Source organism: Pseudomonas sp. (assembly GCF_028293835.1).
Taxonomy (GTDB): Bacteria; Pseudomonadota; Gammaproteobacteria; order Pseudomonadales; family Pseudomonadaceae; genus Aquipseudomonas.
The window spans coordinates 41,277-57,101 of the sequence record NZ_JAQGNX010000011.1; the positions used below are offsets into that span (position 1 = coordinate 41,277).

A 15,825-nucleotide genomic window follows, 5' to 3' on the forward strand; every position below is an offset into this window, starting at 1 on the left:
CTCCTTATTGTTTACGCGCGACACGTTCAAGCAATGCCGTCAGCCCATCGAGCTTAGCAGACAGTGTCTCAACATCATGTTTAGACGCAATTCCAAAGCGATTCAAGGCGCTTGACACGCGGCGGTCGAAAGCACTCTCGACTTTTTCGAATTGCAGTTCGAGTCTGCCTTTAATGCTTTTGACTTCGGTTTTGACGTCATCGATCTCGCTGTTGATTTCGCTATTGGCAGCTTCGATTTTTTTACCGATAACTTTTTTGCCTTCGCGCTCGGCAACTTCCCCGGTCTTGATCAGCTCTTTGACGTATTCCGCGCCTTCGGAACCGGCCTTGGCGTAGGCACCCAGGCCAGCCAGCCAAATCTTGCGGGCATACAGTTTGACTTCGGAAAGGGTGGTCACTTGCTCGGCTTCAACTTTCTTTTTCAGGCTTACTCTGGCCATGGTGCACCTCACGCTCAAAGGTTGGAGGAACTGCCCAAGCTGTTTATGGGCATGGGCCAAAGTAATCAGAAAAATTAGAATGCTCACCCTAGGTTGCCTAAGACAAAGGGATTTTTATGTAGGAATCAGCCCTCAGTCACAGCAACGCTTTATCCAGCGCCTTTTCGATTTCACTTTTGATTGTGCCGCTGAAGGCGGACATCAAGAAGCCCACCTCAACTTCAACTTTGATCAGCTCATCGAACACACTCACCGTGCCGCTGACGCCGGAGCCAGCCAGTTTGACGGTGTCGCCGGTCCAGTTGGGCTCAAGCGAATATTTCTCGGCCAGCTTCTGCACCAACGTTTCTGCTTTTTGTTTTGCTGCTTCACGACCCAGGTCGTGGGCACGCTCAACGCTTATCCGGGCCATCGTAGGGCTCCTCTATCCGTAGGTTCTGCCGGCACCCCATCCACATCCCATGCGTCAATCGGTCCCGGCGCGTCACTATACTTACATTAAGCCTTGCCAAGACAAAGCCAGCCACCGGGATTAGAATGTCCGGCATTCTCTTCCGGTGACAGCGACATGAATGATCAGCGCAAAGGCAGCGATGCCGAACCCACCACTCACTTCGGCTTTAAAAACGTGCCGGAAAGCCAAAAAGCCGAGAAGGTTGCTGAGGTTTTCCACTCGGTCGCCGCCAAGTACGACTTGATGAACGACCTGCTGTCCGGTGGCATGCACCGTTTATGGAAGCGCTTCGCTATCGAGTTATCGGGCGTACGCACCGGCAACCGAGTGCTGGACATCGCTGGCGGCACCGGCGATCTGACGAAAAAATTCTCGCACTTGGTCGGCCCGACCGGCGAAGTGGTGCTGGCCGACATTAACGCTTCAATGCTCAAGGTCGGTCGTGACCGTCTGTTGGACCTGGGCGTGGCGGGCAATGTCAAGTTCGTTCAGGCCGACGCGGAAAAGCTGCCGTTTCCCGACAATCATTTTGACTGCGTGACCATTGCCTTCGGCTTGCGCAACGTGACCCATAAAGAAGATGCGCTGAAGTCGATGCTGCGCGTGCTCAAGCCAGGTGGCCGCTTGCTGGTTCTGGAGTTCTCCAAACCGACCAATAAGCTGATGTCCAAGGCCTATGACGCTTATTCGTTCGCCTTCATGCCGTTGATGGGCAAATTGATCACCAACGACTCGGAAAGCTACCGTTACCTGGCGGAGTCGATCCGCATGCACCCGAATCAGGAAACCCTGAAATCGATGATGGTAGAGGCCGGCTTCGACCGCGTCACTTATCACAACATGACCGCCGGCATTGTGGCCCTGCATCGCGGTATCAAACCCTGATGTTGTTCAGCGGCTTGCTCGCCAGCGTCGAGCACGGCATCAACCGTGTGCTGCGCATGGACAGCACCGCGTTGCCACGTCTGGAGCGCCTGGCGGGCAAGGTGATTGCTGTCGATTGCCGTAACCCGGCGCTGCAACTGTTCATTTTGCCCAGCAACGAAGGCTTGCTGCTGGCCGCGCAATGGGAAGCCGATGCCGATTGCACCTTGCGTGCCCCAGCGTCGAGCCTGCTGCGCCTGGCATTGAGCCAAGACAAAACTGCCTTACTGCATGGCCCCGACGTCGAAATGGAAGGCGACAGCGCCGTACTGCTGGAACTGGTCGGCGTGCTGCAAGACCTTGAGCTGGACTGGGAGTACGAACTCTCGCGCTGGCTCGGCCCTATCGCCAGCCCATTCCTCAGCGGTCATTTGCGCAATAGCGCGCGCTGGACCAGCGACGGCGTAGCCAACCTGACGCGCAATCTTGCTGACTACCTCAGCGAAGAGTCGCGCACATTAGTCGGTCAGCGCGAAGCTGATGCACGCTTTGCTGAAATTGATCAAACCAAGCAAGACCTTGAACGTCTCGAGGCGCGTTTCGAGCGCCTTGCCCTCTTCCTCAAACCCAGCGATAACGCATGAAGCTGCTTGCCGTCCGCCGTTTGTTTCGCATCCAACGCGTGGTCATCCGCTACCGTCTCGATGACTTGCTGTTTGCCCTGCCGCTGCCTTGGTGGATGCTCGCCTTGCGCTACGTCATGCCGTGGCGTTGGTTCCCGCGCAGAACCCTGGACCTGAGTCGAGGCGCTCGCCTGCGTTTGGCATTGCAGGACCTTGGGCCGATTTTCATCAAATTCGGTCAGTTGCTGTCGACCCGTCGCGATCTGTTGCCAGAAGACATCGCTGACGAATTAATGCGCTTGCAGGACCGTGTGCCGCCGTTCGATTCGCAACAGGCCATCGACCTCATCGAGCAACAACTCGGCGCGAAAATCAGTGCAGTGTTCAGCCGCTTCGATGTCGCGCCGCTGGCCTCGGCCTCGGTAGCACAAGTCCACGCCGCACAACTAAAGACCGGCGAAGAAGTGGTGGTCAAGGTTGTACGCCCAGGCCTTAAACCGATCATCGGTCAGGATCTGGCATGGCTGTTCATTCTGGCGCGCATCGCTGAACGTCTGTCGGCTGACGCGCGCTTGCTGCACCCGGTGGACGTGGTCAGCGATTACGAAAAAACCATCTACGACGAACTCGACTTATTGCGTGAGGCAGCCAATTCGAGCCAGTTGAAACGTAACTTCGAAGGTTCACCGCTGCTCTACGTGCCACAAGTCTATTGGGACTGGTGCCGCCCGAAAGTGCTGGTGATGGAGCGTATCTACGGCATCCAGGTCACCGATCTGGCGACCTTGGCCGATCAGCGCACCGACATGAAAATGCTGGCCGAACGCGGGGTAGAGATCTTCTTCACCCAAGTATTCCGCGATAGCTTCTTCCATGCCGACATGCACCCCGGCAATATTTTTGTCAGCACCGTCAATCCGTGGAGCCCACAGTACATTGCCATCGACTGCGGTATCGTCGGCAGCCTGACCCCGGAAGATCAGGACTACCTGGCGCGCAACCTGTTCGCCTTCTTCAAGCGCGACTACCGGCGCGTGGCGCAATTGCACATCGATTCTGGCTGGGTGCCAGCGGAAACCAAACTCAACGAATTCGAAGCGGCGATCCGTACCGTGTGCGAACCGATTTTCGAGAAGCCGCTCAAGGATATTTCCTTTGGCCAGGTGCTGATGCGCCTGTTCCAGACGGCGCGTCGTTTCAACATGGAAGTCCAGCCGCAGTTAGTGCTGCTACAGAAAACCTTGCTCAACATCGAAGGCCTGGGCCGTCAGCTGTACCCGGACCTGGATTTGTGGAGCACCGCCCAGCCGTTTCTGGAGCGCTGGATGCGTGAGCGGGTCAGCCCGAAGACCCTGCTGCATAACCTGCAATCCCAAGTCGAGCAGATCCCGCACCTGGCGGGCATGACCCGTGACCTGCTGGAACGCATGTCTCAGCCCCATGCCTATGATCCGCCCGCACCGTGGCGTGAGCGGCAGGTACGCGGCGGCGACGGCTGGGCATTGCGGCTGATTGGTGCGGCGTTGCTGGCAGGCGGCGCAGTGATGGCATCGACCCTGGCAGGCGGCGGCACGGCATTAATCGCTCTCGCAGCATGGCCGGCGTGGATCATGCTAGCGGCCGGGTTGTATCTGGTCGTGCGCCGATAGCCCGCAACTGGCACACTACTTAACCCGCCTGGCCAGAAGCCAGGCTGCCGGAGTCGATATGAAAGACTGGCTAGACGAGATCAAGTGGGACAGCGACGGCCTTGTGCCGGCAATCGCCCAAGACTTTAAAACCGGCCGCGTGCTGATGATGGCCTGGATGAACCGTGAAGCCCTGAGCCTGACCACCGCTGAGAACCGAGCCATTTACTGGTCGCGTTCCCGTGGCAAACTCTGGCGTAAAGGTGAAGAATCAGGGCATGTACAGAAACTTCACGAACTGCGCCTGGACTGCGACGCTGACGTGATTATCTTAATGATTGAGCAGGTCGGTGGAATTGCGTGTCACACGGGTCGGGAAAGCTGTTTTTATCGGGTCTATGACGATGCTGGCTGGAAGGTCGTCGACCCGGTACTGAAAGACCCGCACGCGATCTATCAGGCAGGACATACACATGACTGACACCCTGGCCCGCCTGGCCGAAGTGCTTGAATCGCGCAAAGGCGCCGCTGCCGACAGCTCGTATGTCGCCAGCCTGTATCACAAGGGTTTGAACAAGATTCTGGAAAAGGTCGGTGAAGAATCGGTCGAAACCATCATTGCCGCCAAAGACGCCGCGGTGAGCGGGGACTGCAGCGACGTCATCTACGAGACCGCAGACTTGTGGTTTCACAGCATGGTGATGCTGGCTGCGTTGGGTCAGCACCCGCAGGCTGTGCTGGATGAACTGGATCGCCGTTTTGGATTATCCGGGCACGTGGAAAAAGCCGCGCGCCCAGTCGAATAAACAAGCACCACTAGAAAGAGGAACGTGTCATGGGCATTTTTGACTGGAAACACTGGATCATCATTTTGATCGTTGTCGTGCTGGTATTCGGCACCAAGAAACTCAAAGGTCTTGGCGCGGATGTGGGCGAAACGATCAAGGGCTTTCGCAAAGCCATGAATGACGAAGAAAAACCGGCCGAACCACAGCCGCCCGTGCAACCGACGCAACCTATGCAGCCTCCGCAAGCAGCGCCGCAGGCCTCTACGTTACATGAGCCGCACACCATCGACGTGCAAGCGCACAAAGTCGAAGAGCCCCTCCGTAAAGACTAGGTCGTGTTAAATGTTTGGTATCAGCTTCTCTGAACTGCTGCTGGTTGGTCTCGTTGCCCTGTTGGTTCTTGGGCCTGAGCGCCTGCCCGGCGCAGCACGTACCGCCGGCCTGTGGGTTGGGCGGCTGAAACGCAGCTTCAATGCGATCAAACAGGAAGTTGAACGCGAGATAGGTGCTGACGAAATTCGTCGGCAATTGCATAACGAGCACATTCTGTCGCTGGAAGAAGAGGCGAAAAAGATCTTCGCGCCGCAACAACCGCAGCAGCCAGCAACCGAACCGGTCGCCACCGTGCATCCGGCCGTCGAAAGCCACAGTATTGCCCCGCCGACCACCTCTGTGGCCGACGCACCATTGACCGCTGCGCCACTGGCTACGCCTGAAGCAACCACGACCGTCCCGGTTGATGACGTTCCCGCGCCGACGGCGACTGAAGCTGTTCCGCCAGCCCACGTGAGCCCGGTGCCAATCGCACCTTCCGCCAACGATTCAACTTTGCCACCGCGAGCCCCATGAGCGCAGACATCCCGGAAAACGATCAGCAGATGCCGCTGATCTCGCACCTTACTGAATTGCGCACGCGCCTGTTGCGTTGCGTCCTGGCGATTTTCTTGATCTTCGCCGGGTTGTTTACATTCACCCAGAAGATCTACACCTTGGTATCCGCGCCCCTGCGGGTATATTTGCCCGAAGGCGCGACAATGATCGCCACCGACGTGGCATCGCCGTTCCTGACCCCCTTCAAGCTGACCATGATGTGCTCGCTGTTCCTGGCGATGCCGGTGGTCTTGCATCAGATCTGGGGGTTCATTGCGCCGGGCCTGTATAAGCATGAAAAACGCGTCGCGGTGCCCTTGTTGGTGTCGAGCATCATCCTGTTTTACTCAGGCATGGCGTTTGCCTACTTCCTGGTGTTCCCGCTGATTTTCCACTTCTTCGCCAGCGTGACACCGGAAGGTGTGTCGATGATGACCGACATCGCCAGTTATCTGGACTTTGTCATGACGCTGTTCCTGGCGTTTGGCGTCGCCTTCGAGATCCCGGTGGCCGTGGTATTGCTGGTGTGGATCGGCATCGTCGACGTCAAATACTTGAAGAAGATGCGCCCATACGTGGTTATTGGCTGCTTCGTGGTCGGCATGATCCTGACCCCGCCGGACATCTTCTCCCAGACGCTGCTCGCGGTGCCCATGTGGCTACTGTTCGAAATCGGCGTGTTGTGCAGCGGCTTGATCGTCAAGCGTGGCGATCACCCGGACGATCAGCCCGACGAAGACAAACACGACCAGCCGCCAGCGACCCCACTGTGAACCTGCTGCTGCTCGAAGACGCCGACTTCATTTCGGCCGATCGGGTGGTCTTGGGCGACCGCCGTCTCACGCACATGCAAGAGGTGCATCGGGCAGTGGTAGGTGACACGTTGCGTGTAGGGCGAATCGGCGGGCAGTTGGGCTCAGCCGAGCTGCTACGGCTGGAGAATCACGAAGCGGAACTGCGGGTCAGCCTTGACCGCGCCCCGCCGGCCAAACTGCCTTTGACCCTGTTGCTGGCCCTGCCCCGTCCAAAAATGCTGCGTAGAGTGTTTCAGACTATTGCAACCATGGGCGTACCCCGGGTCATTTTGCTCAACAGCTATCGGGTTGAAAAAAGCTTTTGGCAGACACCGTTTCTTGAGCCCGAAGCCATTCGCGAACAACTGATCCTTGGATTGGAACAGGCACGCGACAGCATTCTTCCTGAGATCATTATCGAAAAACGCTTCAAGCCTTTCGTCGAAGACCGTTTGCCGCAGTTAGTCCAAGGCACGCTGGGCCTGGTGGGGCACCCCGGCGAGTACCCGGCTTGCCCACGGGGCATCACTGAGCCAGTGACCCTGGCCATCGGTCCCGAAGGCGGCTGGATTCCCTACGAAGTCGACTTGCTCAACAAAGCAGGGTTGCAGCCAGTGCAACTAGGCGAACGTATTTTACGCGTTGAAACTGCTGTAACTGCACTGCTTGCCCGCCTGTTTTAAACCAGTTTCCCGTCGATAATTGCCACTTCAGTTCCTGCCCCGCCCGCCGATAGACAAACACTTCTATAACAACTGAACACCAAGGAGCTGTCATGTACCGCTGGTTAGTACGAAACCTGGGCAACGTTAGCGTTCGCCTGAAACTGGCTATCGGCTTCGGCACGGTGTTGTTGTTAACAGTATTGATCACCCTCACCGGCTGGTTCGGTGTGTCATCGCTGATTGATCGAGGCGAAAAGCTAGCGTTGATTACCCGGCTGACTAATTTGACCACAGACCTGCGTATCGCCCGAATGCACTACGAGACGCAGTTCGATGCCGAATCGGCGAAGGAAGTGACCGACGCACTCAATGCAGTCGAGCAAAGTATTGCTCGCTCGCGCGCCCTGCTGGCGCTCTCCAGTGACCAGAAGACCCTTGACCTGCAGGCAACAGCGAACGGCGCCTATCGGCGTGCCTTCAGCGAAATGACCAGCGCTACCCAGGCCCGCGAAGCGGCCAGCGCAAACCTTGAGGTTACCGCCGACCTCGCGCTGAAAAACGTTGCAGCCATTGAACAATCGTTGCTTCAGGGTGACAACATCCTTGCGTTCAATGACGCGGTCTACCTGAGCACCTTAATCCAACAGGCGCGTTTGCACGTTAAAAGTTACACCTACAGCGGCAAGCCGGAGTTTGATCGCAGCGCCACAGCGGCAATCGACGAAGCCATGGGCGGTCTTAACGGCCTGGCGGGCTCAATTCCGGCGCAGTACCTGGGCAAGCTTAAAGATGCCAGCGATGCGCTCAAGTCTTATCGGGGAGCGGTTGGTCAATACCGCGACGCGCAGGGGCTGAGTACGCATGCGGCGGAAAAAATGGCCGCCGAGGGGGAAAACCTGCAGGAAATGAGCACGCAACTGACCGCCTCACAGAATACCTTGCGCGACGCCGACAGCGCCAAGGCACGGTCCATGCTCAGCCTGGCGACCGGGCTAGCGTTGCTGTTCGGGGTGATCGCGGCCTGGACTATCACTCGCCAAATCGTTGTACCGCTGTTGCTGACCCTCAAGGTCGTAGAGCGCGTCGCTTCGGGTGATTTGAGCCAGGATTTGTACGTGGAACGACGTGACGAGCTGGGCCAGTTGCAGGGCGCCATTCAGCGAATGACCGTGGGCTTGCGCAGCTTGATCGGCGGCATCAGCGAGGGTGTGAACAAGATAGCCAACGCGGCCGAACAATTGTCGGCGGTGACTGAGCAAACCAATGCCGGCGTCAGTAGCCAGCGGATTGAAACCGATCAAGTGGCCACCGCCATGCACGAAATGACCGCCACGGTTCAGGAAGTGGCGCGCAATGCCGAAGAAGCCTCTGAGGCAGCGGTTGCTGCCGACCAACAGGCGCGCGAAGGCGACCGAGTGGTCAATGAAGCCATCGCTCAGATCGAACTGTTAGCCCGGGAAGTGGAAAACTCCACCGAAGCGATGAGTGACCTCAAGCGTGAAAGTGACAAGATCGGCAGCGTGCTGGACGTCATCAAATCCGTCGCCCAGCAGACCAACCTTTTAGCACTTAACGCCGCCATCGAAGCGGCGCGTGCAGGCGAAGCGGGCCGGGGTTTTGCGGTAGTCGCCGACGAGGTACGCAGCCTCGCCCAGCGCACGCAAAAGTCCACTGAGGAAATCGAAGAACTGGTCGTCGGTCTGCAAAACGGCACCCGGCAAGTGGCAACGATCATGGATAACAGCCGTACGCTGACCACCAGCAGTGTCGAGTTGACACGTCGTGCTGGCAGCTCGCTGGAAAACATCACCCGCACGGTCTCGGCGATTCAGTCGATGAATCAACAAATCGCAGCCGCCGCTGAACAACAAAGCTCAACCACGGAGGAGATAAATCGCAGCGTGTTGAACGTGCGCGACGTGTCCGAACAAACCGCCACCGCCAGCAAGGCAACCGCCGCGTCCAGCGTCGAACTCGCGCGTTTGGGTACCCATCTGCAATCCTTGGTCGGTCAGTTTAAGGTCTAGAGCCTGCCAGAGCCCCCAGTAAACGCTGGGGCTCTGCCCTGCCAGCTAAATTATCAGACTTTTCCTACGACCGATTCAGGTCCCGAGTTTACCGCTCCTGCCGATGCGCTGATCAAGTCAAAACGTCGTTTTGCCTTCGTCTTGCCGCCATCACAGGAGAACACTCATGTTTCGATCCTTATCCAAGATTTTGGACAACACACGCGTCAAAGTTAAACTTGCGCTGGGCTTCGGCCTGGTATTGCTGCTGACGTTGGTGATTACACTGACCGGCTGGCATGGCCTCGGCACCATGGTCGAACGCTCAGAATCGCTGTCCGCAATCGGCCAGTTGACCACCGCGACCAAAGACCTGCGCATCGAAAGAATCCTCTTTCGCAGCGAAAACACGCCCGAGTCCGCTGCTGCCGTGGTCAAGCGTCTGAACGAACTGGAGGCGCAACTCGCCGCTCTGCGCAAAACCACCGACGACGCGGACAGCCTTAAGTTATTGTCCGACCAGAGCGACCACGTGCGCCGGTTTGAAACCACCTTTGAACAGCTCGGCCAGACGTTGAAGGAGCGCGAAAGCACCCGTGATGAACTGGAGAACAAATCCGAGCAGGCCATGAAAACCGTGGCGCAGGTGGAAACCGAGGTATTGAAGGCGGTCAGTCAGGAGCAGGACAGCGCTGATCGTTTGGATGAATTCACTAACATTTCGCAACTGCGCCAGCAGATTCAGGTGGCCCGTTATCAGGTGCAGGCCTATACCTTCAACGGTCAAGATCGCTATGAGCAGGCGGCGATCACGGCCATCGACGAAGCGATCAAGGAAGTCAGCCAGATTGCCGAGGATCAAGCCGATACCAGTGTCGGTGGGCTGCAAATGGCTAGCCAGACGCTCCAGGATTACCGCCTTCGGCTGAGCCAGTTCAAAGATACACAGGTCAAGACCGAAGCCGAACAGGAAGCGATGGAAGCACTTGGAGATAAATTGCTCGCCTCGAGCAGCGAGCTGAGCGACCGCCAAATGAGCCTGCGCGACGTTCAAGCCGCTAGAGCGCGCACTACATTGGTGAGCATCGCCAGCCTGGCATTGGTTCTAGGATTAATGGCCGCCTGGCTGATCACCCAACAAGTCATCATGCCCCTGCAACAAACGTTGGCGGCGGCACGGCGCATCGCCCAAGGCAACTTGAGCGAAGACCTTAAGGTTGAGCGCAGCGATGAGATGGGCCAGTTGCAAGCCAGCATGCAGCAGATGACCTTGAGTTTACGCGATCTGATCGGCGGGATAGGCGAGAGCGTGACGCAGATAGCCAGCGCGGCTGAACAGCTGTCGGCGGTCACCGAGCAGACCAGTGTCGGGGTTAACAGCCAGAAAGATGAAACCGATCAGGTGGCGACGGCCATGAATCAGATGACCGCCACGGTGATGGAAGTCGCGCGCAACGCTGAAGAGGCTTCGGACGCGGCCACCCAGGCGGACCAGCAGGCGCGCGAGGGCGATAAGGTGGTGTCGCAAGCCATTGCGCAGATTGAGCTGTTGGCCGCCGAGGTCGGCAATTCAACACAGGCCATGACCCAGCTCACCGCCGAAAGCGACAAAATCGGTAGCGTGCTTGACGTGATCAAGTCGGTGTCGCAACAAACCAATCTGTTGGCGCTGAACGCGGCCATTGAAGCGGCTCGGGCAGGAGAGGCCGGACGCGGTTTCGCGGTGGTGGCTGACGAGGTACGCAGCCTGGCACAACGTACCCAGCAATCCACCGAGGAGATTGAAGAGCTGATCGCGGCATTGCAGAACGGCACTCAGCAAGTCGCGGCCTCACTGGATAATAGCCGGGCCCTGACCAATAACGGCGTCGAATTGAGTCGCCGCGCCGGTAGCGCGCTGGAGCACATCACCCGTACGGTGTCGACGATCCAAAGCATGAACCAACAGATCGCCACCGCTGGAGAGCAGCAAACGGCGGTGGCTGAAGAAATCACCCGCAGCGTCATGAGCGTACGCGACATCTGCGAACAAACCGCTGCGGCCAGCGAAGAGACCGCAGCCTCAAGCGTTGAGCTGGCAAGAATGGGTATTCATTTGCAGGGGTTGTTGGGCAGGTTTCAGGTGTAACTGACGTAACCAATCACCTGTAGGAGCCGTTAACAAAAAACGCCGTTGAGGATGACCCCAACGGCGTTTCTCATGTTACCCAGCGAGCGCTATCAGGCGTTAACCAGTTGAGACTCGATGGCGTGAGTAACCGGCTGCAAAGGCAACAACGGCGCGTGGGGGTCGGCGGCGATTGACTCGCGCCAGGCCGACAGCCATTGCGCATGACCTTCGCTCCAGACTTGCTCGTGCAGACGCGCCAGCGCAACCGGGTCGCTCAAAAGCATGAGACGTTCCTGGTTACTCAGCGCGCCAGGACCGGCTTTCATTGCCTGACGAACACGATCAATCCGCAGCCACTCAACCGGTTCCGACTGCAAATGCCGTGAGGTGGCCAATGCACACGCCAACGCATTTTGCTGAGGGTCGACCACCGCCCGGATGAACCCCTCTTTCAGCGCATGCCAACGGTTTTCATGGGTGTATTTATCAGTCGCGATCAGCTCTTGCGGCGGCGCGTATTCCTCAGGGATAAGGAACAGCTTCTCGTCCCGGGCCTTGAGGCCAAGTGTTACGCGGCTGGAAATCACCGAGACCGGAATCGACAGCATCAACGAACCAACGATAGGCGCCAACCACCAAAGAAAGCTTGGGTTGAGCGAGGCAACCAACAACGCCCAGCAGGCGCCCAACAAGGTTTGTGGACCGTGGCGTTTGGTCGCTTCGAGCCATGACGTCGAGCCGTCATCGCGTTGCGGCGAGTCCCACGTCGCAGCCCAGCCCAGAAAAGCAGCCAGTACGAAACGGGTGTGGAACAACATCCGCACCGGCGCCAGCAGCACCGAGAAGAACATCTCCATGAGCATCGACAGGGTCACTTTAATGCGACCACCGAAACCCACCGAGCCCTTGGCCCAGATCAAAATAATGCTCAGCAGTTTAGGCAAGAACAGCAACACGATGGTGGTCGAAAACAGCGCGACCGCCTTGTCCGGATGCCATTGCGGCCACAGCGGATACAATTGCCGGGGCTCCATGAAGTACTGCGGTTCCATGAGCGTATTGACCGCCAGTAGCGCAGTGGATAGCACCAGGAAGAAGAACCACAGTGGCGCCGACAAGTACGACATCACGCCGGTCAAAAACACCGCTCGGTGTACGGGGTGCATGCCCTTGACCAGGAACAGGCGGAAGTTCATCAGGTTGCCATGGCACCAGCGACGGTCACGTTTGAGCTCATCCAGCAAGTTAGGCGGCAATTCTTCATAGCTGCCTGGCAAATCGTAAGCAATCCACACGCCCCAACCGGCACGGCGCATCAGCGCGGCTTCGACGAAGTCGTGAGACAGAATTGCACCCGCGAAAGCACCTTTACCGGGCAACGGCGCCAAGGCGCAATGCTCAATAAACGGCTTCATGCGGATGATCGCGTTGTGGCCCCAATAGTGGGATTCGCCCAACTGCCAGAAGTGCAGACCGGCGGTAAACAACGGACCGTACACCCGCGTGGCGAATTGCTGCATGCGTGCATACAGCGTGTCCATGCCCGACGCCCGTGGCGCGGTCTGGATGATACCGGCGTCTGGTGTGGCTTCCATCAAGCGCACCAGACTGGTCAGGCATTCACCGCTCATGACACTGTCGGCATCCAGCACCACCATGTAACGGTATTCACCGCCCCAGCGACGGCAGAAGTCATCGAGGTTGCCGCTTTTGCGTTTAACCCGACGGCGACGGCGACGATAGAATATCCTGCCGAAGCCGTTGGCCTCGCGACATACGTCAAGCCAGGCCTGCTGCTCGGCGACCGCGATGTCTGTGTCGTTGGTGTCGCTGAGGACGAAGAAGTCGAAGCGATCCAGATCACCGGTCGCCGCGATTGACTCGAACGTGGCGCGCAAACCGGCGAACACACGGGGGACGTCTTCGTTGCAAATCGGCATCACCAGCGCAGTCCGGGCGCCTTTTTCAATCGGCTCGTCGCCAGCGCTGGCACCGGAAATACGGTATTTGTCGTGCCCGGTGAGCAACTCCAGAAAACCCATCAGGGCTGTCCAGAAACCAGCCGAGACCCAACAAAACAATATCCCGAACAGCAACAGGATGCTGGTTTGCAGGGCGTAAGGCAGCACTTGCAATGCAGTCTGCATCAGCGACTGGCGCGCGATTTCCTCCCACGACACGAACGACCAGCCCTGGTACGGCATGATCCCTTTCATGTAAAAACTGGCGACGATGGTTTGACCGATCATCAACACCAGCAAAATGTAGCGGCGCAACGAACCGACAAAACGCCAGCGTGCTGAAGGCAACTCGCGCTTGGGTGGTTCGGGAGTGTTGGTACGACCGGTCATCCGCCGCCAGGCACGCACCAGGATGTTGGTGCGCCACGGCTCAGGAACAACCTTGGTCCGACGTATCGGTGGCGTTGCCTTGAGGCAAACCCGACCGCTGGCGTCGAGAACCAGCATTTCTGCTTCTTCCAGCTCGTCAGCGGTGGTCAATGTCAGACGGCGGCCAACGGACGCTTGAGCGGCATTGGTCGCGTCTGCGACAGGCTGCGCGGATAACCGCTCGTGCAGCTCGGCGAAAGTTGAACAGTTGGCAAGTTCTGCCCGCTGCTCATCGCTCATCGGTAAATGTGCCAGGTACTCGTTCAGAGACACTGGCACGGTCTGGGAATTACTCATCGGCGGGCAACTGGTAGCTCCAGGTCTCGGTCAGGATTTGGATATTCTTGGCCGGTTCCGGATTAGTTGGGGCAGCTTCGGTTGCAGGCTGCGGGGTTTCTTTGCCATCTTTATCTTTCGCGGCATCAGCCTTGGCTACGTCGGTTTTTGCAGCATCTGCTTTCGCGTCGGCTGGTTTGGCCGCGTCAGCTGGTTTGGCAGCGTCAGCCTTGGCAACATCGGCTTTCTCGTCTTTCGGCGCGGTTACAGGCGCTGGCTTGATGTCGGCCTTCTTCTGGGCGGTCTTGTCGGCCTTGGCGGCAACGATAGCAATTGCAGCAGGCTCTTTACCCGGCTCGGCAGGCACTTCTCGCAGCAAGTAAGCCTTCATGTCCACCGACTTGTTGGTGTCTTTTGCCTTGACACGCAAGGTCAAGCGCCAGCCTTTGGTCACTGGGTTATAGCGTAGATTATTTTCCACCAGGTCGGTGTTGTCGTCCGTGGTCACCTGGCTCCGAATAGCAGGGTCTTCGCCTAACTTGGCCAATACAGGGCCTTCGAAATCGATCAGATACGCAACGCTGCCGTCAGGCTGACGAACCAGGTTCGATTGCTTGACGTCGCCTGTGGAGCGCAGGGTTTGTTTAACCCAACCCAGGTCTGGCGAATGGATCGACTTCTCGTCCATGGTCCAGTGAATGCGGTAGTTGAACTCCATCGGTTGGCCTGGCTCAGCAACCACGGCTGGCCGCCAGAACGCGACGATGTTGTCATTGGTTTCGTCCGCGGTCGGGATTTCAGTCAGATCGACGGTGCCTTTGCCCCAATCGCCTTTTGGCTCGATCCAGGCACTTGGGCGCTTGTCATAGCGATCATCGAGGTCTTCGTAGTGGCTGAAGTTACGGCCACGTTGCAGCAGACCGAAGCCACGAGGGTTTTCCACCGAGAAGTTACTTACGGCAAGGTGTTTCGGGTTGTTCAGAGGGCGCCAGATCCACTCACCGTTGGCTGCCTGGATCGACAGACCGCTGGAGTCATGCAACTCGCGACGGTAGTTGAGCACCTTGGACGGCTGGTTGGCGCCGAACAGGAACATGCTGGTCAGAGGAGCAACGCCCAGTTTGCCGACCTTGTCACGCAGGTACATACGCGATTTGACGTCGACCAAGGTGTTGGTGCCAGGGCGAAGAGTCAACTGGTACGCACCCGTGGCGCGTGGCGAGTCCAGCAACGCGTAGATCACTATATGGTTGTCATCCGGGTTTGGACGCTCGATCCAGAACTCAGTGAAACGCGGGAATTCTTCGCCCGACGGCATCGCAGTGTCGATAGCCATACCGCGTGCAGACAAACCGTAAACCTGATCCTTGCCGATCACGCGGAAGTAACTCGCGCCCAGCATGGTCATGATTTCGTCGTTTTTGTCGTCTTTGTTAATCGGGTACAACACACGGAAGCCAGCATAACCGAGGTTTTGCGTAGCTTTCGGGTCAAATTTCACATCACCGAAATCAAAGTGACTGGGGTCGTATTTGATTTCCTGGACATCGTTAGCGGTGACTTCGTTGATTTTCACCGGCGTATCGAAGTGCATGCCCTGGTGGTAGAAGGACAATTTGAATGGTGTCTTCTCTCCCGCCCAGATGCCCTTGTCTTCAATGAAACGAATTTTCTGATAATCGGCGAACTTCATGTCGCGGAATTCGTTGGGCAGATTGCTTTTTGGGGCCTCGAATTTTTGTCCGGCAAGGTCTTTAGCCTTGGCCGCGACGTCGTCAAGATCGAACGCCCACAGCGAGCTGGATCCAAACAGGCAGATCAGTGCCGAACCGGCCAGCAGTGCACTGCGCAACCGTTTAACAGGTGTCATTGGAGCAATACAGGGACTAACAATCACGAGCAACCCTCGCCGAAA

At 57.6% G+C, this 15,825-nt stretch carries 15 protein-coding genes; 11 read left to right on the forward strand and 4 right to left on the reverse strand.

Features of this window, described 5'->3' with window-relative positions; all coding sequences use genetic code 11:
• Positions 1 to 4 precede the first annotated feature (4 nt).
• Both JWR17_RS01190 and JWR17_RS01195 read right to left on the reverse strand, forming a co-directional pair.
• A complete protein-coding gene (locus tag JWR17_RS01190) occupies positions 5 to 442 on the reverse strand; it encodes a phasin family protein (protein WP_299827497.1) in 438 nt (145 codons plus the stop codon).
• 136 nt (positions 443 to 578) lie between these two features.
• Entirely contained in the window at positions 579 to 854 is a 276-nt protein-coding gene (locus JWR17_RS01195; protein ID WP_299827499.1) for a polyhydroxyalkanoic acid system family protein, read from the reverse strand.
• Between the two features lie 156 nt (positions 855 to 1,010).
• Between JWR17_RS01195 and ubiE the strand changes: the two genes are divergently transcribed.
• The 11 genes from ubiE (at position 1,011) to JWR17_RS01250 (ending at position 11,262) form a co-directional block, all read left to right on the forward strand.
• Entirely contained in the window at positions 1,011 to 1,781 is a 771-nt protein-coding gene (gene ubiE / locus JWR17_RS01200) for a bifunctional demethylmenaquinone methyltransferase/2-methoxy-6-polyprenyl-1,4-benzoquinol methylase UbiE (protein WP_299827501.1), read from the forward strand.
• A complete protein-coding gene (locus JWR17_RS01205; protein ID WP_299827503.1) occupies positions 1,781 to 2,404 on the forward strand; it encodes an SCP2 sterol-binding domain-containing protein in 624 nt (207 codons plus the stop codon). Before ubiE ends, JWR17_RS01205 begins: the two co-directional genes overlap by 1 nt.
• A complete protein-coding gene (gene ubiB / locus JWR17_RS01210; protein ID WP_299827505.1) occupies positions 2,401 to 4,032 on the forward strand; it encodes a ubiquinone biosynthesis regulatory protein kinase UbiB in 1,632 nt (543 codons plus the stop codon). The genes JWR17_RS01205 and ubiB overlap by 4 nt, the downstream gene beginning before the upstream one ends.
• 58 nt (positions 4,033 to 4,090) lie before the next feature.
• Positions 4,091 to 4,492 carry a phosphoribosyl-AMP cyclohydrolase gene (hisI, locus tag JWR17_RS01215; RefSeq protein WP_299827507.1) on the forward strand — a complete coding sequence of 134 codons (402 nt, stop codon included), beginning with the start codon at positions 4,091 to 4,093 and terminating at the stop codon, positions 4,490 to 4,492.
• Positions 4,485 to 4,817, forward strand: a complete 333-nt coding sequence (locus JWR17_RS01220; RefSeq protein ID WP_299827509.1) for a phosphoribosyl-ATP diphosphatase — start codon at positions 4,485 to 4,487, stop codon at positions 4,815 to 4,817. The genes hisI and JWR17_RS01220 overlap by 8 nt, the downstream gene beginning before the upstream one ends.
• Before the next feature lie 29 nt (positions 4,818 to 4,846).
• On the forward strand, positions 4,847 to 5,131 hold the full coding sequence (locus JWR17_RS01225; protein ID WP_299827511.1) for a twin-arginine translocase TatA/TatE family subunit: 285 nt from the start codon (positions 4,847 to 4,849) through the stop codon (positions 5,129 to 5,131).
• Positions 5,132 to 5,141: 10 nt separating this feature from the next.
• The gene (gene tatB / locus JWR17_RS01230) at positions 5,142 to 5,648 is read left to right on the forward strand and encodes a Sec-independent protein translocase protein TatB (protein WP_299827513.1); all 507 of its coding nucleotides are present in this window, start codon (positions 5,142 to 5,144) and stop codon (positions 5,646 to 5,648) included.
• The gene (tatC, locus tag JWR17_RS01235) at positions 5,645 to 6,442 is read left to right on the forward strand and encodes a twin-arginine translocase subunit TatC (RefSeq protein WP_299827515.1); all 798 of its coding nucleotides are present in this window, start codon (positions 5,645 to 5,647) and stop codon (positions 6,440 to 6,442) included. Before tatB ends, tatC begins: the two co-directional genes overlap by 4 nt.
• On the forward strand, positions 6,439 to 7,146 hold the full coding sequence (locus JWR17_RS01240; protein ID WP_299827517.1) for a 16S rRNA (uracil(1498)-N(3))-methyltransferase: 708 nt from the start codon (positions 6,439 to 6,441) through the stop codon (positions 7,144 to 7,146). The genes tatC and JWR17_RS01240 overlap by 4 nt, the downstream gene beginning before the upstream one ends.
• 92 nt (positions 7,147 to 7,238) lie before the next feature.
• Positions 7,239 to 9,155: a methyl-accepting chemotaxis protein gene (locus JWR17_RS01245; RefSeq protein WP_299827518.1), complete on the forward strand. Its 1,917-nt coding sequence runs from the start codon at positions 7,239 to 7,241 to the stop codon at positions 9,153 to 9,155.
• Between the two features lie 166 nt (positions 9,156 to 9,321).
• A complete protein-coding gene (locus tag JWR17_RS01250) occupies positions 9,322 to 11,262 on the forward strand; it encodes a methyl-accepting chemotaxis protein (RefSeq protein ID WP_299827520.1) in 1,941 nt (646 codons plus the stop codon).
• A gap of 92 nt (positions 11,263 to 11,354) precedes the next feature.
• Here the strand turns inward: JWR17_RS01250 and mdoH are convergent, their stop codons facing one another.
• Both mdoH and JWR17_RS01260 read right to left on the reverse strand, forming a co-directional pair.
• Entirely contained in the window at positions 11,355 to 13,931 is a 2,577-nt protein-coding gene (mdoH, locus tag JWR17_RS01255; RefSeq protein ID WP_299827522.1) for a glucans biosynthesis glucosyltransferase MdoH, read from the reverse strand.
• Complete coding sequence (locus tag JWR17_RS01260; protein WP_299827524.1) at positions 13,924 to 15,813, reverse strand: glucan biosynthesis protein G; 1,890 nt, start codon at positions 15,811 to 15,813, stop codon at positions 13,924 to 13,926. The genes mdoH and JWR17_RS01260 overlap by 8 nt, the downstream gene beginning before the upstream one ends.
• Positions 15,814 to 15,825 lie beyond the last annotated feature (12 nt).